The organism is Neorhizobium sp. T7_12 (genome assembly GCF_002968535.1).
GTDB lineage: Bacteria > Pseudomonadota > Alphaproteobacteria > Rhizobiales > Rhizobiaceae > Neorhizobium > Neorhizobium tomejilense.
Genome location: NZ_PVBK01000006.1, coordinates 331,118 through 347,929, shown reverse-complemented (window position 1 = coordinate 347,929; position 16,812 = coordinate 331,118). Strand labels below are relative to the sequence as shown.

General features: G+C 61.2%; 10 protein-coding genes. 8 read left to right on the top strand and 2 right to left on the bottom strand.

The features are described from left to right. The 8 genes from C5J26_RS16780 to C5J26_RS16745 form a co-directional block, all read left to right on the top strand. On the top strand, positions 1-957 hold a 957-nt coding region (locus C5J26_RS16780), incomplete at its 5' end, for a glycoside hydrolase family 105 protein (RefSeq protein WP_105402783.1). A 116-nt stretch (positions 958-1,073) separates the two neighbouring features. Further along, positions 1,074-2,357 (top strand): ABC transporter substrate-binding protein, encoded by a 1,284-nt coding sequence (locus C5J26_RS16775; RefSeq protein WP_105402782.1) that lies wholly within the window; start codon positions 1,074-1,076, stop codon positions 2,355-2,357. A gap of 72 nt (positions 2,358-2,429) precedes the next feature. Continuing rightward, on the top strand, positions 2,430-3,323 hold the full coding sequence (locus C5J26_RS16770) for a carbohydrate ABC transporter permease (protein WP_037084987.1): 894 nt from the start codon (positions 2,430-2,432) through the stop codon (positions 3,321-3,323). Positions 3,324-3,342: 19 nt separating this feature from the next. Continuing rightward, positions 3,343-4,221, top strand: a complete 879-nt coding sequence (locus tag C5J26_RS16765; protein WP_371681928.1) for a carbohydrate ABC transporter permease — start codon at positions 3,343-3,345, stop codon at positions 4,219-4,221. A gap of 12 nt (positions 4,222-4,233) precedes the next feature. Next, a complete protein-coding gene (locus C5J26_RS16760; protein ID WP_105402780.1) occupies positions 4,234-5,328 on the top strand; it encodes an ABC transporter ATP-binding protein in 1,095 nt (364 codons plus the stop codon). A gap of 35 nt (positions 5,329-5,363) precedes the next feature. Then, the gene (locus C5J26_RS16755) at positions 5,364-6,620 is read left to right on the top strand and encodes a Gfo/Idh/MocA family protein (RefSeq protein ID WP_245441190.1); all 1,257 of its coding nucleotides are present in this window, start codon (positions 5,364-5,366) and stop codon (positions 6,618-6,620) included. 5 nt (positions 6,621-6,625) lie between these two features. After that, positions 6,626-7,648, top strand: coding sequence for a Gfo/Idh/MocA family protein (locus tag C5J26_RS16750; protein WP_105402778.1), 1,023 nt, complete (start codon positions 6,626-6,628; stop codon positions 7,646-7,648). After that, entirely contained in the window at positions 7,645-8,715 is a 1,071-nt protein-coding gene (locus C5J26_RS16745) for a Gfo/Idh/MocA family protein (RefSeq protein ID WP_105402777.1), read from the top strand. Before C5J26_RS16750 ends, C5J26_RS16745 begins: the two co-directional genes overlap by 4 nt. 34 nt (positions 8,716-8,749) lie before the next feature. Here C5J26_RS16745 and C5J26_RS16740 read toward each other — a convergent pair whose 3' ends face one another. Both C5J26_RS16740 and C5J26_RS16735 read right to left on the bottom strand, forming a co-directional pair. Further along, entirely contained in the window at positions 8,750-10,426 is a 1,677-nt protein-coding gene (locus C5J26_RS16740) for a response regulator (RefSeq protein WP_105402776.1), read from the bottom strand. A 10-nt stretch (positions 10,427-10,436) separates the two neighbouring features. Next, a complete protein-coding gene (locus C5J26_RS16735) occupies positions 10,437-16,700 on the bottom strand; it encodes a HAMP domain-containing protein (protein WP_105402775.1) in 6,264 nt (2,087 codons plus the stop codon). Positions 16,701-16,812: the final 112 nt, after the last annotated feature.

The window sequence follows — 16,812 nt, the reverse complement described above, 5'->3', positions numbered from 1 at the left end:
GGCTGGGAATGGACCCATGGCGTCGCGCTTTTCGGCCTTCTCAAATATTGGCAGCTGACCGGCAATCAGAAAGTGATGGACATCATCGTCGACTGGTTCGAAGCCCGGCTCGCTGAAGGTACCCCCACAAAGAACATCAACACGGTCGCCCCGTTCCTGACGCTTGCCCATCTCTATGAACTCACGGGGGATCCTCGGTGGCGGCCCTACCTGGAAACATGGGCCGAATGGGTGATGCACGAGATGCCGCGGACCCGCGAAGGCGGGCTGCAGCATATCGTCTATAACAGCGTCAATGATCAGCAGATGTGGGACGACACGCTGATGATGAGCGTGCTGCCGCTTGCCAAAATCGGCCTGGTGCTCAAACGGCCGGAGTTCGTGGAAGAGGCGAAATACCAGTTCCTGGTCCACGCCCAATATCTCTGCGACACGCAGACCGGCCTCTGGTTCCACGGCTGGACGTTCGACGACAATCATAATTTTGCCCGCGCCAGATGGGCACGCGGCAATAGCTGGATCACGATCGCCATTCCGGAATTCGTCGAGCTCCTGGACCTTGCCGAAAACGATCCCCTCCGCCGCCATCTGGTGTCCCTGCTCGGCCGGCAGGCAGCGGCGCTGAAACTCCACCAGCACCCATCGGGCCTGTGGCACACGCTGGTCGATGATACCTCGAGCTATCTGGAAGCCTCGGCGACCGCCGGCTTCGCCTATGGTTTGATGAAGGGCGTACGCAAGCGGTATCTGGGCATCGAGTATCTGGAAACCGCCGAGCAAGCCATGAAAGGCGTGATCGACAACATCAGCCCCGGGGGAGAGCTCCAGCAGGTCTCTTTCGGCACGGCGATGGGCGGCGATCTCGATTTCTACCGGCAGATCAAGCTGACATCCATGCCTTACGGGCAGGCGATGGCGATGCTCTGCCTGACCGAGCTTTTGCGCAGCTTCATCTGACAAGCTGCGCCGAGGAAGAATGGGTGTGTCCGGCAGGAGGAGCCGGCATGCAACAAGCCATGAACAACCGCATCCGGCGCCCATGAGGCGCTTCGGGTCAGAAGGAGGAGGACGAAATGACCAGACTGACGAGACGAGCATTGTTGGGCACCATGGGAGCGGCTGCAGCCGCTTCCGCACTTCCGGCCATGCCGGCGTTTGCTGCCGATCGCTCGATCCGGCACTATTGGTGGGGCAATCCGGAGCGCGACAAGCGCACCTTTGCCGTCATCGACACATTCCAGAAGAAAAACGCCGGTATCGCAGTTTCCGGCGAAACGATCGGCTGGGGCGACTACTGGACCAAGATGGCGACCCAGACCGCCGGCCGGAACATGGCCGACCTCGTGCAGATGGACTACCGGTTCCTGTTCGAATACGTCAATCGCGGGGCGCTGAAGCCCCTCGACGAATTCGTCGGCAAGAGCCTGATGATCGCCGACTTCGACAAGGGGCCTCTTGATGGCGGCAAGGTCGATGGAAAGCTTTATGCTCTCAACATCGGCTCGAACAGCCAGGTCATGGTCCACAACAAGCGCGCCTTCCAGGAAGCGGGCATCGATGCAGACCTGATCAACTGGACCTGGGACGACTTCGCCAAGGCATGCGAAAAGATTACCGCCAAGTCCGGCGGCAAGATGAAGGGGTCGGACGATCTGTCCCTGATGATCGAGACCTTCGAATCCTGGGTTCGCCAGAACGGTCGGGAATTCTACAGCCCAGACGGCAAGGTCACGGCAACAGCCGGTGACGTCACCAGCTGGTGGCAGATGTGGGCCGATCTGCGCAAGGCCGGGGTTGTTCGCGACAAGAACAAGACCGTCATTCTCGATCCGCCGATTGCCGAGTCGGGCATTGCCGTCGGCGACACCGCCATGTCCCACTACTGGTCCAACCAGCTGGTCGGCATCCAGGCCGTGGCGAAAGACAAGATCGGTGCCGCCATGGTGCCCCACAAGGCGGGCGGCAAGCCTGGCCAGTTCATCAAGCCGTCGATGTTCCTGTCTCTCAGCCGGGACGCCAAGGATACCGGGGCCGCAATTGCCTATATGAATGCCTGGGTCAACGATCCTGATATTACCGGCATTCTCGGCCTCGAACGCGGTATTCCTTGTTCGCCAAAAATCCGCGCGGCGCTGGCCCCGAAGCTCACGGAAGTCGAGAAGCTCTCCGTCGACTATTTCACGGCGATCCAGAGCAAGGTCGGCCCGCTGCCGGTGCCCGCCCCCAAGGGAGCGGGAGAGGTACGAGACGCCTTCATGCGTATCGGCACCGATGTCGTGCTTGGCAAGGTGGAAGTCGCGAAAGCCGCCGGCACCTTCATCGAGGATGCCCAGGCGATCATCGAGCGCGCCCAGTAATCGGCGCGGCAATATCAAGGCCCCGGCGGCGCCTGCCGCCGGGGCCTCTCTTCCGACAACAAGGTCGTTTCGATGAAACGTTTTTTTGCCCGCAATGCACCGGCCTATGTGTTTCTTCTTCCATGGCTGATCGGATTTTTCCTGCTCGCGCTTGGGCCAATCCTTGCGTCGCTTTATCTTTCCTTCACCCGCTATGACATGGTGAGCGCGCCCCGATGGATCGGCTGGGGCAATTACGAATACATGTTCACGCGGGACCGGCGCTTCTGGAAAGCGCTGGAAGTGACGTTTACCTATGTTGCGCTGGCTGTGCCTGCCCGCCTGATCATGGCTCTCGGCGTCGCCATGCTGCTCGACAAGGGCCTGCGCACGATCGGTCTTTACCGAGCGATCTTCTATCTGCCGTCCCTGCTCGGCGCGTCCATTGCCATCGCCATCCTGTGGCGCCAGCTTTTCGCTGCCGACGGCGTTGTCAATCAGGTCCTGGCGATGGTGGGAATTCAGGGAGCCTCGTGGATCACCGATCCCGATACCTCGCTTTATACGCTGGTGGTGCTCGCCATGTGGCAGTTCGGCTCGCCGATGCTGATCTTCCTGGCGGGCTTGCGCGGCATACCGCGCGATCTTTACGAGGCGGCGGAAATCGACGGGACGCCCGGCTGGCGGCAATTCACCCGCATCACCTTGCCGCTTCTTGCCCCGGTGATCTTCTTCAATCTGGTGCTGCAGACGATCGATTCCTTCAAGACCTTTTCCAGCGCCTTCATCATCTCCAACGGCACCGGCGCTCCGGCGGACAGCCTCCTGTTTTATACGGTCTACCTGTTCAACGAAGCCTTCAAATTCTTCCGCATGGGTTATGCATCGGCGCTTGCCTGGTTCCTGTTGGTCATCATAGCGACCTTCACCGCGATCGCTTTCTTCACTTCCAAATATTGGGTGCACTATGAAAACGAGCGCGACTGATCTGGAGCTCGCCATCCAGATGGACGAGGCCGCGCGCGTGGCTCACGAGCTGCGGCTGAAGCGCGACAGACAAAACCGCAACGGCCGGATCCTGAAGCATATCTTCCTGATCATCGTGTCATGCGTCATGCTCTATCCGCTGTTCTGGCTATTCGCGTCCTCCTTCAAGCCGGAAAACGAGATCTTCGGCAGCCTGACGCTCTGGCCTTCCGAGTTTCAGTTCGAGAACTACACCAAGGGCTGGTACGCCCTGCCGATCTCCTTCACCGTCTTTTATGTGAATTCGGCGATCGTCACGGGCCTGTCGGTGATCGGAAACCTGGTTTCCTGCTCGTTCGCGGCCTATGCCTTTGCGCGATTGAGTTTCACCGGGCGCAGCTTCTTTTTCGCGCTGATGATGATGACCCTGATGATCCCCTATCACGTGGTTCTCATCCCTCAATATGTTCAGTTCCTGAACCTCGGCTGGGTCGACACCTATCTGCCCCTGGTGGTGCCGCGTTTCCTCGCCTCCGATGCCTTTTTCATCTTTCTGATGGTGCAGTTCTTTCGGCAACTACCGCGCGAACTGGATGAAGCGGCGATGATCGACGGCTGCTCGCCCTTCAAGATCTATTGGGCAATCATATTGCCGCTTTCGCTGCCGGCCATGGGCACGGCCGCGATCTTTTCGCTGATCTGGGTCTGGGAGGATTTCCTCGCCCCGCTCATCTACCTCAACGACATCAAGAGCTACACCGTGCCCCTGGCGCTTCGCCTCTTCCTCGATCAGGAGGGCCAGTCCGCCTACGGCCAGATGTTCGCGATGTCGGTTCTTTCACTGGTCCCGGTCGTCATCTTCTTCGTCCTGTTCCAGAAACTCATCGTGCGCGGCATCGCCACTTCCGGAATGAAATAGGGAACAAGACGCATGGCAGGATTGACGCTTCGAAACGTCGGCAAGCGCTATGGGGCGCTGTCCATCATCCAGGGGTTGAATCTGGACATCCACGACGGCGAGTTTCTTGTTCTCGTCGGTCCATCGGGCTGCGGAAAGTCGACGCTCCTGCGGATGATCGCGGGGCTCGAAGACATCAGCGAAGGAACGATCTCGATCGGCGGAAAGGTCGTCAACGATCTGCCCGCCTCGAAGCGCGAGCTTTCCATGGTCTTTCAAAGCTACGCTCTTTATCCCCATATGAGCGTTCGCAAGAACCTTGCTTTCGGTCTGCAGAACTTCAAGGTTTCGCGCACCGAGGTGGAAAGGCGGGTGGCGGAGGCCGCGCGCATCCTGCAAATCGAGCAGCTCATGGACCGCAAGCCGCGCCAGCTTTCCGGCGGCCAGAAGCAGCGAGTGGCGATCGGCAGGTCGATCGTGCGCGAGCCGCAGCTTTTCCTGTTCGACGAGCCGCTTTCCAATCTGGACGCGGAACTGCGCGTGCAGATGCGGGCGGAACTGGCCTCGCTCTACGCCCGGCTCGGCACCACCATGATCTATGTGACCCATGACCAGGTGGAAGCGATGACCATGGCAAGCCGGATCGTAGTTCTGCGGGGTGGCAAGATCGAGCAGCTCGGCACGCCCCAGGAACTCTATACCCGGCCGCAAAATCTCTTTGTCGCGGGCTTCATCGGCTCGCCGAAGATCAACATGCTGCAGGCGAGAGCGACGCGCGACGCGGGCAGGACCGTGGTATCGGTGGCCGGCATGCCTGATTTTGCGATTGCCGAGCTTCCGACCGACGATCAGGCACTGACTTTATGCGTGCGGCCTTCGTCTCTGCGTGTCGGCACTGGCGATGTCACGGGCGAAGGCACGATCCGGCTGGTGGAATATCTTGGTAGCGAGACCTTGCTGCATATCACCCTGTCTTCAGGCCAGGTCCTGCTGGCCAGCGACAATGGGCGGACGCCCTACCGACTGGGTGATCCGGTCACCATCGGTTTCGACCTCTCCGACCTCCACTATTTCGATGGCGCAGGCAAACGCATCGAACCCACAAAGAAAGAAAGCCAGGTACAGTGAAGATCGCCATTGTTGGATGCGGTTCACGGCATCAGATGTTCCGCAATTCCGTTGTTGAAGATTATGCCGACAAACATGAGATTGTTGCACTTTGCGACAGCAACGCCCATCGCCTCAGCGAAGCGGCGCGAGCGGCTTCAAAGCCTGGGACGAACGGCGTCGCCACCTACCTCGCCGCCGATTTCGACCGGCTGATTGCGGAGCAGAAGCCGGATACGGTTGTCGTCGCGACGCCGGATTTCCTGCATGCCGATTATATCGTTCGTGCCTTCGAGGCCGGATGCGACGTCATTTGCGAAAAGCCGCTGACGATCGACCTTAGCCGTCTCAAGCAGATCGTCGATGCCCAGGCGCGCACCGGCCGGAAAGTGACCGTGACCTTCAACTACCGCTATTCGCCGGCGCGCACCCAGATCAAGGAGCTGATTTCGTCCGGAGCGATCGGCACGGTGACGGCGGTCGACTTCCGCTGGCATCTCGATCGGGTTCACGGCGCCGATTATTTCCGCCGCTGGCACCGCCAGAAGGAAAATTCCGGCGGGCTCCTGGTCCATAAATCAACCCACCATTTCGATCTTCTCAATTGGTGGCTGGGGACCGCGCCGACGGAGGTCCTGGCCTCCGGCCGCCGGGTCTTTTATCGCCCGGAAATGGCAGCGGAACTTGGTCTTGCTGGCCGTGGGCTACGCTGCAGCGACTGTCCCGTCGCCCACAAGTGCGATTTCCGGCTCGACCTTGCCGCCGACGAAAACCTGCGCAATCTCTATGTCGAGGCTGAACACGAAGACGGCTATTTCCGAGATCTCTGCGTATTCGACGAAGAGATCGGTATCGAAGATACGATGCAGGCGCATATCCGCTACGCCTCGGGCGTCACCGCCAATTACACCCTGACGGCCTATTCACCCTGGGAAGGGTTGGAGATCAAGTTCCAGGGCACCAAGGGCGACATCACCCATCGCCATGTCGAGGTTCATGGCGTGTTCGGCGGCAAACGCGCCCATGCGGATGAAGATGCAATCACCACGGAACTTCATCTGGCCGGCGAGCCTCCGCGCCAGCTTGCCGTTCCGAAGGCAACGGGGGATCACGGCGGTGCGGATCCGGTCATGCTGGGTTACATCTTCGATCCGGAAAGCATGCAGCCCGATCCCTACGACCGCGCCTCCGATCATGTTGCCGGCGCCTGGTCCATCCTCACCGGCATCGCCGCCAACGCTTCCATCGAGACGGGTTCGCTCGTCAACATTCAATCCATGCTTCGCGCTCGCGGCATCCACCTGAACAGGTAGTTCCCATGGCTTTTAACCTTCGCATCGGCGTCATCGGCATAGACCACGGCCATATCTACGGCATGATCAACGGCATGCTGGACGCCGGCGCCACGCTCGTTGCATGGACAACGGGCGACGAGACGCCGGAGGCGGTCCGCAAGACATTCCAGGAAACCTATCCGGATCTGCCCGCCCGGCCGATGCAGGCCATCCTCGATGACAAGAGCATTGTCCTTGTCCTGTCGTCTGCAATCAACAGCGACCGCGCCGATATCGCAGTGGCGGCGATGGTGCACGGCAAGGACGTTCTGGTCGACAAACCCGGCTGCACCAGCCTGGAACAGCTGGCAGACATCCAGCGTACCGTCTCGGAGACCGGGCGGCGCTGGGTCGTATCCTTTTCCGAACGCGTCTCCGTCGAGAGCGCCACCCTGGCGGATCAGCTGGTCGCCGAAGGCCGGATCGGCAAGGTCGTCCAGACGGTCGGTCTTGGACCGCATCGCTTGAATGCGCATCTCAGGCCGGATTGGTTCTGGGACAGGACCCGCTGCGGCGGGATTCTTGCCGATATCTGTGCCCATCAGTTCGACCAGTTCCTGCATTATACCGGCTCGGCCGAGGCACGCGTCGTTTCCGCCCATGTGACCAATGTCGCAAATCCGGATCGGCCCGGATTTCAGGATTTCGGCGAGGTTCTGCTGGAGGGCAATGGCGGCCGGGGTTATGCCCGGGTCGATTGGCTGACGCCCGACGGTCTTCCCGTCTGGGGCGACGGCAGGATGACCATTCTCGGGACGGAAGGGTATATCGAGCTGCGCAAATACATCGATATTGCCGGTCACGACGGTCAGGACCACGTTTTTCTGGTCGACAAGTCGGGCGTCCAGCGTTTCGAGGCGAAAGGCGCCGGAAAGCCATTCTTCGCCCGCCTGGTTACCGATCTGGAAAGGCGCACCGAGACAGCCATGACCCAGTCCCATGCGTTGCTTGCGACCCGATTGGGGCTGCAGGCGCAACTTGTCGCGGAAGAGAAAACAGACCGATGACGAAGCGCATCCGTGTCGCCGTCATCGGCGCGGGTATAGGCAAGGCCCATATCGCCGCTTATGCGCAATTGGCCGATCTTTTCGACGTCCGCTACGTCTGTGACCTCAACCTGCCTCGCGCCGAGGACGCGGCGCAACAGGCTCCCGGCAGCCGGGTCGTTGCCGACATCAGCGAGGTCTTCGCCGACCCCTGCGTGGATCTGGTCGACATCTGCCTGCCGCCACAGATGCACGCGCCGATGACGCTTGCCGCACTGGAGGCAGGCAAGCACGTGGTCTGCGAAAAGCCGCTTGCCGGTTCAATAACCGAGGTGCGCCGGATCACTGAGCTTGCCGCACGAGCGGGGCGGCAGGTCTTTCCCGTATTCCAGTATCGTTATGGCGCCGGCTACCGAGCTGCACATGAATTGAAGGTCCGGGGGCTGCTGGGCCGGCCTTACGTGGTGGCACTGGAGACACACTGGCAACGCGGCTCCGATTATTACGCAGAGCGCTGGCGGGGCACCTGGAAAGGCGAGCTCGGCGGCGTGCTCGTCAGTCATGCGTGCCATATCCACAACCTGACGACCCATCTCGCGGGAGATGTCGTGGAGGTTGCCGCCTTCCTCGATACGCGCGTCAATCCCATCGAGACCGAGGATTGCGCCGTGCTTTCGATGCGCACCGCAGCGGGCGCGCTGATCACCTCCTCAGTCACCTTGGGTGCGGCCGGAAACAGTTCGCGGCTGAGGATGTGTTTCGAGCATGTCACGGTCACGTCGGGCACGGAACCCTATCAGATAGGGGCAGGACCGTGGAAGTTCGAAGCAACCGACCCCTCGCGACAGCCCGAGGTCGATGCGGCAACGCGAGACATACCCGATGTCCTTCCGCGATTTCCGGGACTATTCGCAGATGTCCATGCACGTCTCACCGGCGAACCTGACCTTTACCTGCCGTCGCTTCAGGAAAGTTATCACTCGATCGAGCTTGTGACGGCAATCTACGCGTCGGCAAGGGAAGGCCAGATCGTACGCCTGCCGCTTTCCGCAGATCACCCCCTCGCCGCGGGCTGGCTGCCGGTCTGAACAGGACAGATATCGCGGAGCCCGAAAGGGGCGCTCAGGCGGCCGTCGCCCGCTCAGCCACCGCGCGATGCACTGCCGTCTGAAGCTGCTCTTGAGTGAACGGCTTCATCATCCTCGGGAGATCTGAAAGCCCGTGATCTTCGTGCAGTTCAACATATCCGGAGGCGAGGATCACCGGCAAGCCCGGATAGGAGGCGAGGATCCGGCGTGCCAGTTCCGCGCCGGTCATGCCCGGCATGGCGTGGTCCGTGATCACGAGGTCGAACTTCTGGTCGGAGCCGAGGATCTCGAGTGCGGCGGCGGCCGAGGATGCCTCCGTGGCGACATGGCCAAGGTCTTCCAGCATTGCCGACGTTCCCATGCTGACGAGCGAATCGTCGTCGACCACAAGCACCGTCAGTGGATGCGGCACATTGGGAGCAGCGTCCTGCGATGCGGCCTCCGCTGACGACGCCGCCACCGCAATATTTTCGGCGACCGGCAACCACAAAGACACCGTCGTCCCCTCTCCCTTGACGCTCGACAGGTCCAGGATGCCACCCGATTGAGCCGCCAGGCCGTGCACCATGGAAAGGCCGAGACCCGTCCCCTTTCCAGGCCCTTTCGTCGTGAAAAAGGGCTCGGCTGCGCGGATCACCGTCGCTTCGTCCATGCCTTCGCCGGTATCGGACACCGAAATCCGCACGTATCGACCGGCGGCCAGGCGGCCGTGCCTCGAGACATCTTTCTGCTCTGCGGACACCATGATCGTACCGCCCCCGATCATCGCGTCGCGCGCGTTCACGAACAGATTGAGGAGGGCAAGTTCAAGCTGGTTGCTATCGACCAACAACTGCGGAAGCCGTGGCGGAATATCTTTTCTGATATCGACCCCAGGCCCCAGCGCCTTGCTCAAGAGGTCCTGAATGTTTTCGAAGAGTTCGGCGAAATCGACCGCGTGCGGCTTCAATTCCTGGCGGCGCGCGAAGGCCAGCAGCCGTTGGGTCAAAGCCGCGCCGCGCTCGGCCGCCTGTATCGCATTGGCGATCAGCCGCTCGCTCTTCTCGTCGATTGGAAGCCGCTTCTTCAGGAGGTTCAAGCTACCCAGCACCGCCATCAGCAGGTTGTTGAAATCGTGGGCGACGCCGCCGGTCAGCTGGCCGATCGTGTCCAGCTTTTGCGCCTCAAACAATTGCGCAAGCGCTTCTTCGCGCTCGCGCGTCCTCTGGTCGATCCGTTCCTCAAGGTCTTCATTGAGCTGACGGAGCTGGTTCGAGGACGCTTCGAGTTCGGCGGTGCGTTCCCGAACCCTGTCCTCGAGGTCGGCATTCAACCGCTCCAGTTCCCTCGTCTTCCGGTACAGGTCGGCGAATACCCGGACCTTGGCCCGCAGAACTTCCGGAACGATGGGTACCGAGACATAGTCGACGGCACCCGCCGCATAACCCCGCAGCCGGTCCGGTTCCGCCATCATGACGGCCGACACAAAAATGATCGCCGTATGCTGGTATCGGGGGTGCTCCCTGATCATCCTGACGAGCTCGAAGCCGTCCTGCTCCGGCATGCAGACATCCACGAGAATGACCGCGATATCGTTGCGCAGGAGATGCTCCAGGGCTTCCCTGCCCGACTGGGCCTTGATCAGGTTTTCGCCAAGCTCCTGCAGCACGACTTCATAGCTCAGGAGCTTTGCCGGCTGATCATCCACGAGAAGGATATTGACGGGGTTCATGGCCATATCCCTAGCGATGCAGCCACATGCGGAGAGCGGAAAGCAATTGCTCCGTATTGACCGGCTTTGCCAGATAATCCGACGCACCCGCCTCCAGGCACTTTTCGCGGTCTCCCTTCATTGCCTTTGCGGTCAGCGCAAGGATGGGCAGGCGCCGGAACCGGTGGTCTGAGCGGATCACCTGCATTGTTTCGTAGCCGTCCATTCCAGGCATCATGATGTCCATCAGGACGATCGCGACAGCCGGCTCCCTGTGAATGACGTCGATGGCCTCGCTGCCGGTCGTCGCTGTCAGGACCCGCATTCCGCGGCGCTCGAGAACGCTGCTGAGAGCGAAGATATTGCGGGCGTCGTCGTCCACCAGCAGAACGGTTTCCCCGATCAGATCCTCATCGGAACTGTGAAGTTCCTCAAGCATCGCTTGCTTGGCGGCCGGCATATCGGCCACCACCCTGTGGAGGAACAGTGCCGTCTCATCCAGGAGACGCTCGGGCGACTCCACACCCTTGACGACGACGCTGCGCGCCATCGTGTGTAGCTGGGCGTCCTCCTCCGGCGAAAGCTCGCGGCCCGTGAACACCACGACCGGAACCTCGGCAATGTCACTGTCGTCGCGGATCTTTTCGAGAACTTCGAAGCCCGACATGTCAGGCAGGGTAAGATCGAGAACGACGCAGTCGGCCGGATCCTGCTTCAGCGCGGCCAGCGCTTCGGCACCCGAGCCTACACTTTCGATGTCGATGTCATCATGGCTGAGCAGAGCAGTCACGCTCAGCCGCTCCGCCTCGCTGTCTTCAACGAGCAGAAGCCGCTTGCGACGCGGTTCGGCATAATTCTTCAGCCGCAGGAATGCCTTTCCGAGGCTGTCGGTGGTTGTGGGCTTGCTCATGAAGGCGAAAGCGCCGCGCGTGAGGCCATGCTGACGGTCCTCGTCAAGGCTGATGATCTGGACCGGAATATGCCGCGTCGCCGCGCTCTGCTTGAGCTGGCTCAGCACCGTCCAGCCGAGCATGTCCGGCAGGAAGATGTCGAGGGATATCGCGGCGGGTTTGAATTCCTGCGCGAAATTCAACGCTTCGCTGCCGCGCGTGGCCACCAGGACCTTGAACCCGCTGTCACGGGCCAGATCGACAAGCACCCGGGCGTAGTGGGGATCATCCTCGACGATCAACAGAACCGCGTCCCCGGGGTTTATTTCGCCGCGATCGTCGTCGATCTGTTCCGTGGTTTTGTCGGCACGCCGTGCCGCGGCCGCTTCCGCGAGCTGAACCACGTTGCTTTGCGCCGGCAGGTATTTTGGCACGGGGGAAGCGCCGACATAGGTCAGCGGCAGGTAGAGTACGAACGTGCTGCCGACGCCGGGGGTGCTGCGCAGCTGGATTTCGCCCCCAAGCAAGCTCGCCAGTTCGCGGCTGATCGCAAGACCTAGCCCGGTGCCCCCGTATTTCCGGCTGGTCGAGGCATCCGCCTGTTGGAATGCCTCGAATATGATCCGCTGCTTTTCGGGCGGGATGCCGATACCGGTATCGGAGACTTCGAAGGCGATCACCGACGGGGCATGTTTGAGAGAAGGATGATCCAGGGACCAGCCTTCCGTCACCGGAGCGACTTTCAGCGTGACGCCGCCCTGCGCGGTGAACTTGAAGGCGTTGGACAACAGGTTCTTGAGGATCTGCTGCAACCGCTTGGAGTCGGTAATGATGCTTCTCGGCACCTCTTCGCCGATCTCGACCATATAGCTGAGATCGCGGTTTTCCGCCTCATGCCGGAACGGCCTCGACATCATCTCCAGCAGGTTGGTGATGAATATCTCTTCGGCATCGACCGAAACGGTCCCAGACTCGATCTTGGAGAGGTCGAGAATATCGCTGATCAGGTTGAGGAGATCGGTGCCCGCGCCATGGATCGTCTTTGCAAACTCCACCTGCTTGCCGGAAAGATTGCCGTCGGGGTTTTCTCCCAGCTGCTGGCCGAGGATCAGGATCGAGTTGAGCGGCGTGCGCAGCTCGTGCGACATGTTGGCGAGGAACTCGGACTTGTATTTCGATGTGAGTGCAAGCTCGGTCGCCTTTTCTTCCAGCGCACGGCGGGCCTGCTCGATTTCCTGGTTCTTCGCCTCGACCTCGACGTTTCGTTCTTCGAGCTGCTGCGCCTTTTGCTCAAGCTGCTCGTTGGTCTGCTGCAACTCCCGCTGCTGCGTCTGAAGTTCGGTCGCAAGCTGCTGGGATTGCTTGAGCAGACCTTCCGTCTGCATCGTCGCCTCGATCGAGTTGAGTACGATGCCGATCGAGGTTGTCAGCTGGTCGAGGAAGGAAAGCTGCAGCTCGGTGAATTCGCCGGCCGAAGCAAGCTCGATCACCGCCTTGACCTGTCCTTCGAAGTGAACCGGCAGAACGATGGCGCTCTTGGGAAGGGTCGAGAAAACCCCCGAGCTGATGGGAACGACATTGTCGGGAAGATTGGTGACGAGGATGCGACGGGCATCGATGGCGCACTGCCCCACCAGGCCCTGGCCGAATTCCAGGCGCCGCGGATGTGCCGCACCGACCCCGTCCGCGTAACTGGACAGCAGAGACAGGGTTGGTTGGCGATCCTCGGCGTCCACCTGATAGATCACGCCTTGATGTGCTCCGACGAGAGGCGCCAGTTCCGACAGCAGCATTTTCCCGACCAGCGTCAGGTCGCGCTGCCCCTGGAGCATGTTGGTGAATCTCGCCAGGTTCGTCTTCAGCCAGTCCTGTTCGGTATTCTGCTCCGTCGTCAGGCGCAGATTGCCGATCATCGTATTGATGTTGTCCTTGAGCTCGGCGACTTCTCCGCGCGCTTCCACCTGGATCGACCGCGTCAGGTCGCCTTTGGTGACGGCGGTTGCCACCTCGGCGATAGCCCGGACCTGGGTGGTGAGGTTTGCGGCCAGCAGGTTGACGTTACCCGTCAGGTCTTTCCATGTACCGGCAGTGCCCGGCACGTTCGCCTGGCCGCCAAGACGGCCTTCGACGCCCACTTCGCGAGCCACCGTGGTGACCTGGTCGGCGAAGGTCGCGAGCGTATTGGTCATGTTGTTGATGGTTTCGGCAAGCGCTGCGACCTCGCCCTTGGATGCGACGGTGAGGTTTTGCTTGAGGTCGCCGTTGGCAACCGCCGTCACCACCTTGACGATGCCGCGCACCTGTTCGGTCAGGTTGGCGGCCATGACGTTGACCGTGTCGGTCAAGTCCTTCCACGTCCCCGCGACGCCGGGCACCTGCGCCTGGCCGCCGAGCTTGCCCTCGGTGCCGACCTCGCGCGCCACGCGGGTGACTTCGCCCGCAAAGGCGTTCAGCTGATCCACCATCGTGTTGATGGTGTTTTTGAGTTCCAGGATTTCGCCCTTCACATCCACCGTGATCTTGCGCGACAGGTCGCCTCGCGCAACGGCGGTCGTGACTTCGGCGATGTTGCGGACCTGCGTGGTGAGATTGGCGGCAAGCAGGTTGACGTTGTCAGTCAGATCCTTCCAGGTTCCCGCGACGCCCGGCACGACGGCCTGGCCGCCAAGGCGGCCGTCGGTGCCGACCTCGCGCGCCACGCGCGTCACTTCGCCCGCGAACGACCGCAGCTGGTCAACCATGGTGTTGAGCGTGTCCTTCAGCAGCAGGATTTCGCCACGAACGTCGACGGTGATCTTGCGTGACAAGTCGCCATTGGCGATCGCGGTGGCGACCTCGGCGATATTGCGGACCTGGGCCGTCAGGTTGCCGGCCATCGAGTTGACGCTGTCGGTCAGGTCCTTCCAGGTGCCGGCGACACCCGACACCTGCGCCTGGCCGCCGAGCTTGCCTTCGGTGCCAACCTCGCGTGCAACGCGCGTTACTTCGCCGGCGAAGGCGTTGAGCTGGTCCACCATCGTGTTGATGGTGTTCTTCAGTTCGAGGATTTCACCCTTCACGTCGACAGTGATCTTGCGCGACAGGTCTCCTCGCGCGACCGCGGTCGTCACTTCGGCGATGTTTCGCACCTGACCTGTCAGGTTGGAGGCCATCGAGTTGACGTTCTCGGTCAGATCCTTCCAGGTGCCGGCAACGCCGGGCACCTGAGCCTGGCCGCCGAGCTTGCCTTCGGTACCCACTTCGCGCGCCACACGCGTCACTTCCGAGGCGAACCGGTTGAGCTGGTCCACCATCGTGTTGAGCGTCTCCTTCAGCTGAAGGATTTCACCCTTCACGTCGACGGTGATCTTGCGTGACAGGTCGCCGTTGGCGATCGCCGTCGAGACCTCGGCGATGTTGCGGACCTGGGCCGTCAGGTTGCCCGCCATCGAGTTCACCGAATCCGTCAGATCCTTCCAGGTGCCGGCGACACCCAGAACGTTCGCCTGGCCCCCAAGACGTCCCTCCGTCCCGACCTCTCGGGCGACACGCGTCACCTCCCCGGCAAAGCCGTTGAGCTGGTCCACCATCGTATTGATGGTTTCCTTGAGTTCGAGAATTTCGCCGGACACCGTCACGGTAATCTTCTTCGACAGGTCGCCCTGGGCGACGGCGGTCGCAACTTCGGCGATGTTTCGCACCTGACCGGTCAGGTTGGAGGCCATGGAATTGACCGAGTCCGTCAGGTCCTTCCAGGTTCCCGCGACGCCGCGCACGTTGGCCTGGCCGCCGAGCCGGCCTTCGGTCCCCACTTCGCGCGCGACACGCGTGACTTCCGATGCAAACGCGTTGAGCTGGTCGACCATGGTGTTGATGGTCTCCTTCAGCTCCAGGATTTCACCCTTCACGTCGACGGTGATCTTCTTCGACAAGTCCCCATTGGCGATTGCCGTCGAGACCTCAGCGATGTTGCGGACCTGTGCCGTGAGGTTCCCGGCCATGGAGTTGACGTTCTCCGTCAGGTCCTTCCAGGTGCCGGCGACGCCGCGGACGTTGGCCTGGCCGCCGAGCCGCCCTTCCGTGCCGACTTCGCGGGCGACACGCGTGACTTCCGATGCAAACGCGTTGAGCTGATCCACCATCGTGTTGATGGTTTCCTTGAGTTCCAGGATTTCACCCGAAACCGTGACCGTGATCTTTTTTGACAAGTCGCCATTGGCGATTGCCGTCGACACTTCGGCGATGTTTCGCACCTGGGCCGTCAGATTGGACGCCATGGAGTTGACGTTGTCGGTGAGGTCTTTCCAGGTTCCGGCCACGCCCGGCACCTGAGCCTGACCACCTAGGCGGCCTTCGGTGCCGACTTCGCGGGCGACACGCGTCACCTCGCCGGCAAAGCCGTTGAGCTGGTCCACCATCGTATTGATGGTTTCCTTCAATTCAAGGATTTCGCCGGACACGTCGACGGTGATCTTTCTCGAAAGGTCGCCGCGGGCGACGGCGGTCGTGACCTGGGCGATGTTTCGCACCTGCGCCGTCAGGTTGCCGCACATTGCGTTGACCGAGTCGGTCAAATCCTTCCACGTGCCGGCTACCCCCGGTACGAGCGCCTGGCCCCCCAGCTTTCCTTCCGTGCCGACCTCCCGGGCAACGCGCGTCACTTCCGATGCAAAGGAGCGGAGCTGGTCGACCATCGTGTTGATGGCCTCCTTCAGCTGCAGGATTTCGCCGCGGACATCGACGGTGATCTTTTTGGAAAGATCGCCGTTGGCGACCGCAATCGTGACGTCTGCGATATTGCGGACCTGAGCGGTCAGGTTCGAAGCCATCGAATTGACGCTCTCGGTCAGGTCCTTCCAAACGCCGGTCACTTCCGGAACCTGAGCCTGCCCACCCAGCTTGCCATCCGTGCCAACCTCGCGGGCGACGCGCGTCACTTCGGACGTGAACACGCTCAGTTGCTTGATCATCGTGTTGACGATCTCGGCCGAACGCAGGAACTCCCCTTTCAGCGGACGCCCATCGACGTCAAGCGGAACCGTTTGCAGCAGGTCACCCTTGGCGACCGCCGTGATCGTCCGGGTAACCGCCGTCGTCGGCCACAGCAAATCGTCGATCAGGGTGTTGATCGACCCTTCCATGTCCGCCCAGGCTCCATCGGAGAGGCCAAATCTGACCCGGGTGCTGGTGCGGCCATCCCGCCCGACAACCTGACCGACATTTTCGAGCTGCGCCGCCATTTTCTGGTTGGCCGCGATGATGTCGTTCAATGTATCTGCAATTTTTCCGGTGACGCCGGTCATATCGGACCGCATCCGGACCGAAAAGTCTCCCCGTCTCATCGCCAGGAGAGCTTCAAGCAGGGCGCGGGCGTCTTCGTCCGCCATCACCGCCACATCTACGTCGGAAAGGTCATCCGAATCCATGCCACTGCGCTGAACGTCATTGCCCTGTCTGCTCACCGAAGCCCCCTGCCTTAGAGTGCCATTTAATCTAGCGCAGGATTTCAAAAAGACTACAGGCCGGGCGCGCTCCGCC

Coding starts and splice junctions, on each gene's coding strand:
- C5J26_RS16775 (WP_105402782.1), top strand. CDS start 1,074: ATGACCAGACTGACGAGACGAGCATTGTTGGGCACCATGGGAGCGGCT.
- C5J26_RS16770 (WP_037084987.1), top strand. CDS start 2,430: ATGAAACGTTTTTTTGCCCGCAATGCACCGGCCTATGTGTTTCTTCTT.
- C5J26_RS16765 (WP_371681928.1), top strand. CDS start 3,343: ATGGACGAGGCCGCGCGCGTGGCTCACGAGCTGCGGCTGAAGCGCGAC.
- C5J26_RS16760 (WP_105402780.1), top strand. CDS start 4,234: ATGGCAGGATTGACGCTTCGAAACGTCGGCAAGCGCTATGGGGCGCTG.
- C5J26_RS16755 (WP_245441190.1), top strand. CDS start 5,364: ATGTTCCGCAATTCCGTTGTTGAAGATTATGCCGACAAACATGAGATT.
- C5J26_RS16750 (WP_105402778.1), top strand. CDS start 6,626: ATGGCTTTTAACCTTCGCATCGGCGTCATCGGCATAGACCACGGCCAT.
- C5J26_RS16745 (WP_105402777.1), top strand. CDS start 7,645: ATGACGAAGCGCATCCGTGTCGCCGTCATCGGCGCGGGTATAGGCAAG.
- C5J26_RS16740 (WP_105402776.1), bottom strand. CDS start 10,426: ATGAACCCCGTCAATATCCTTCTCGTGGATGATCAGCCGGCAAAGCTC.
- C5J26_RS16735 (WP_105402775.1), bottom strand. CDS start 16,700: ATGGATTCGGATGACCTTTCCGACGTAGATGTGGCGGTGATGGCGGAC.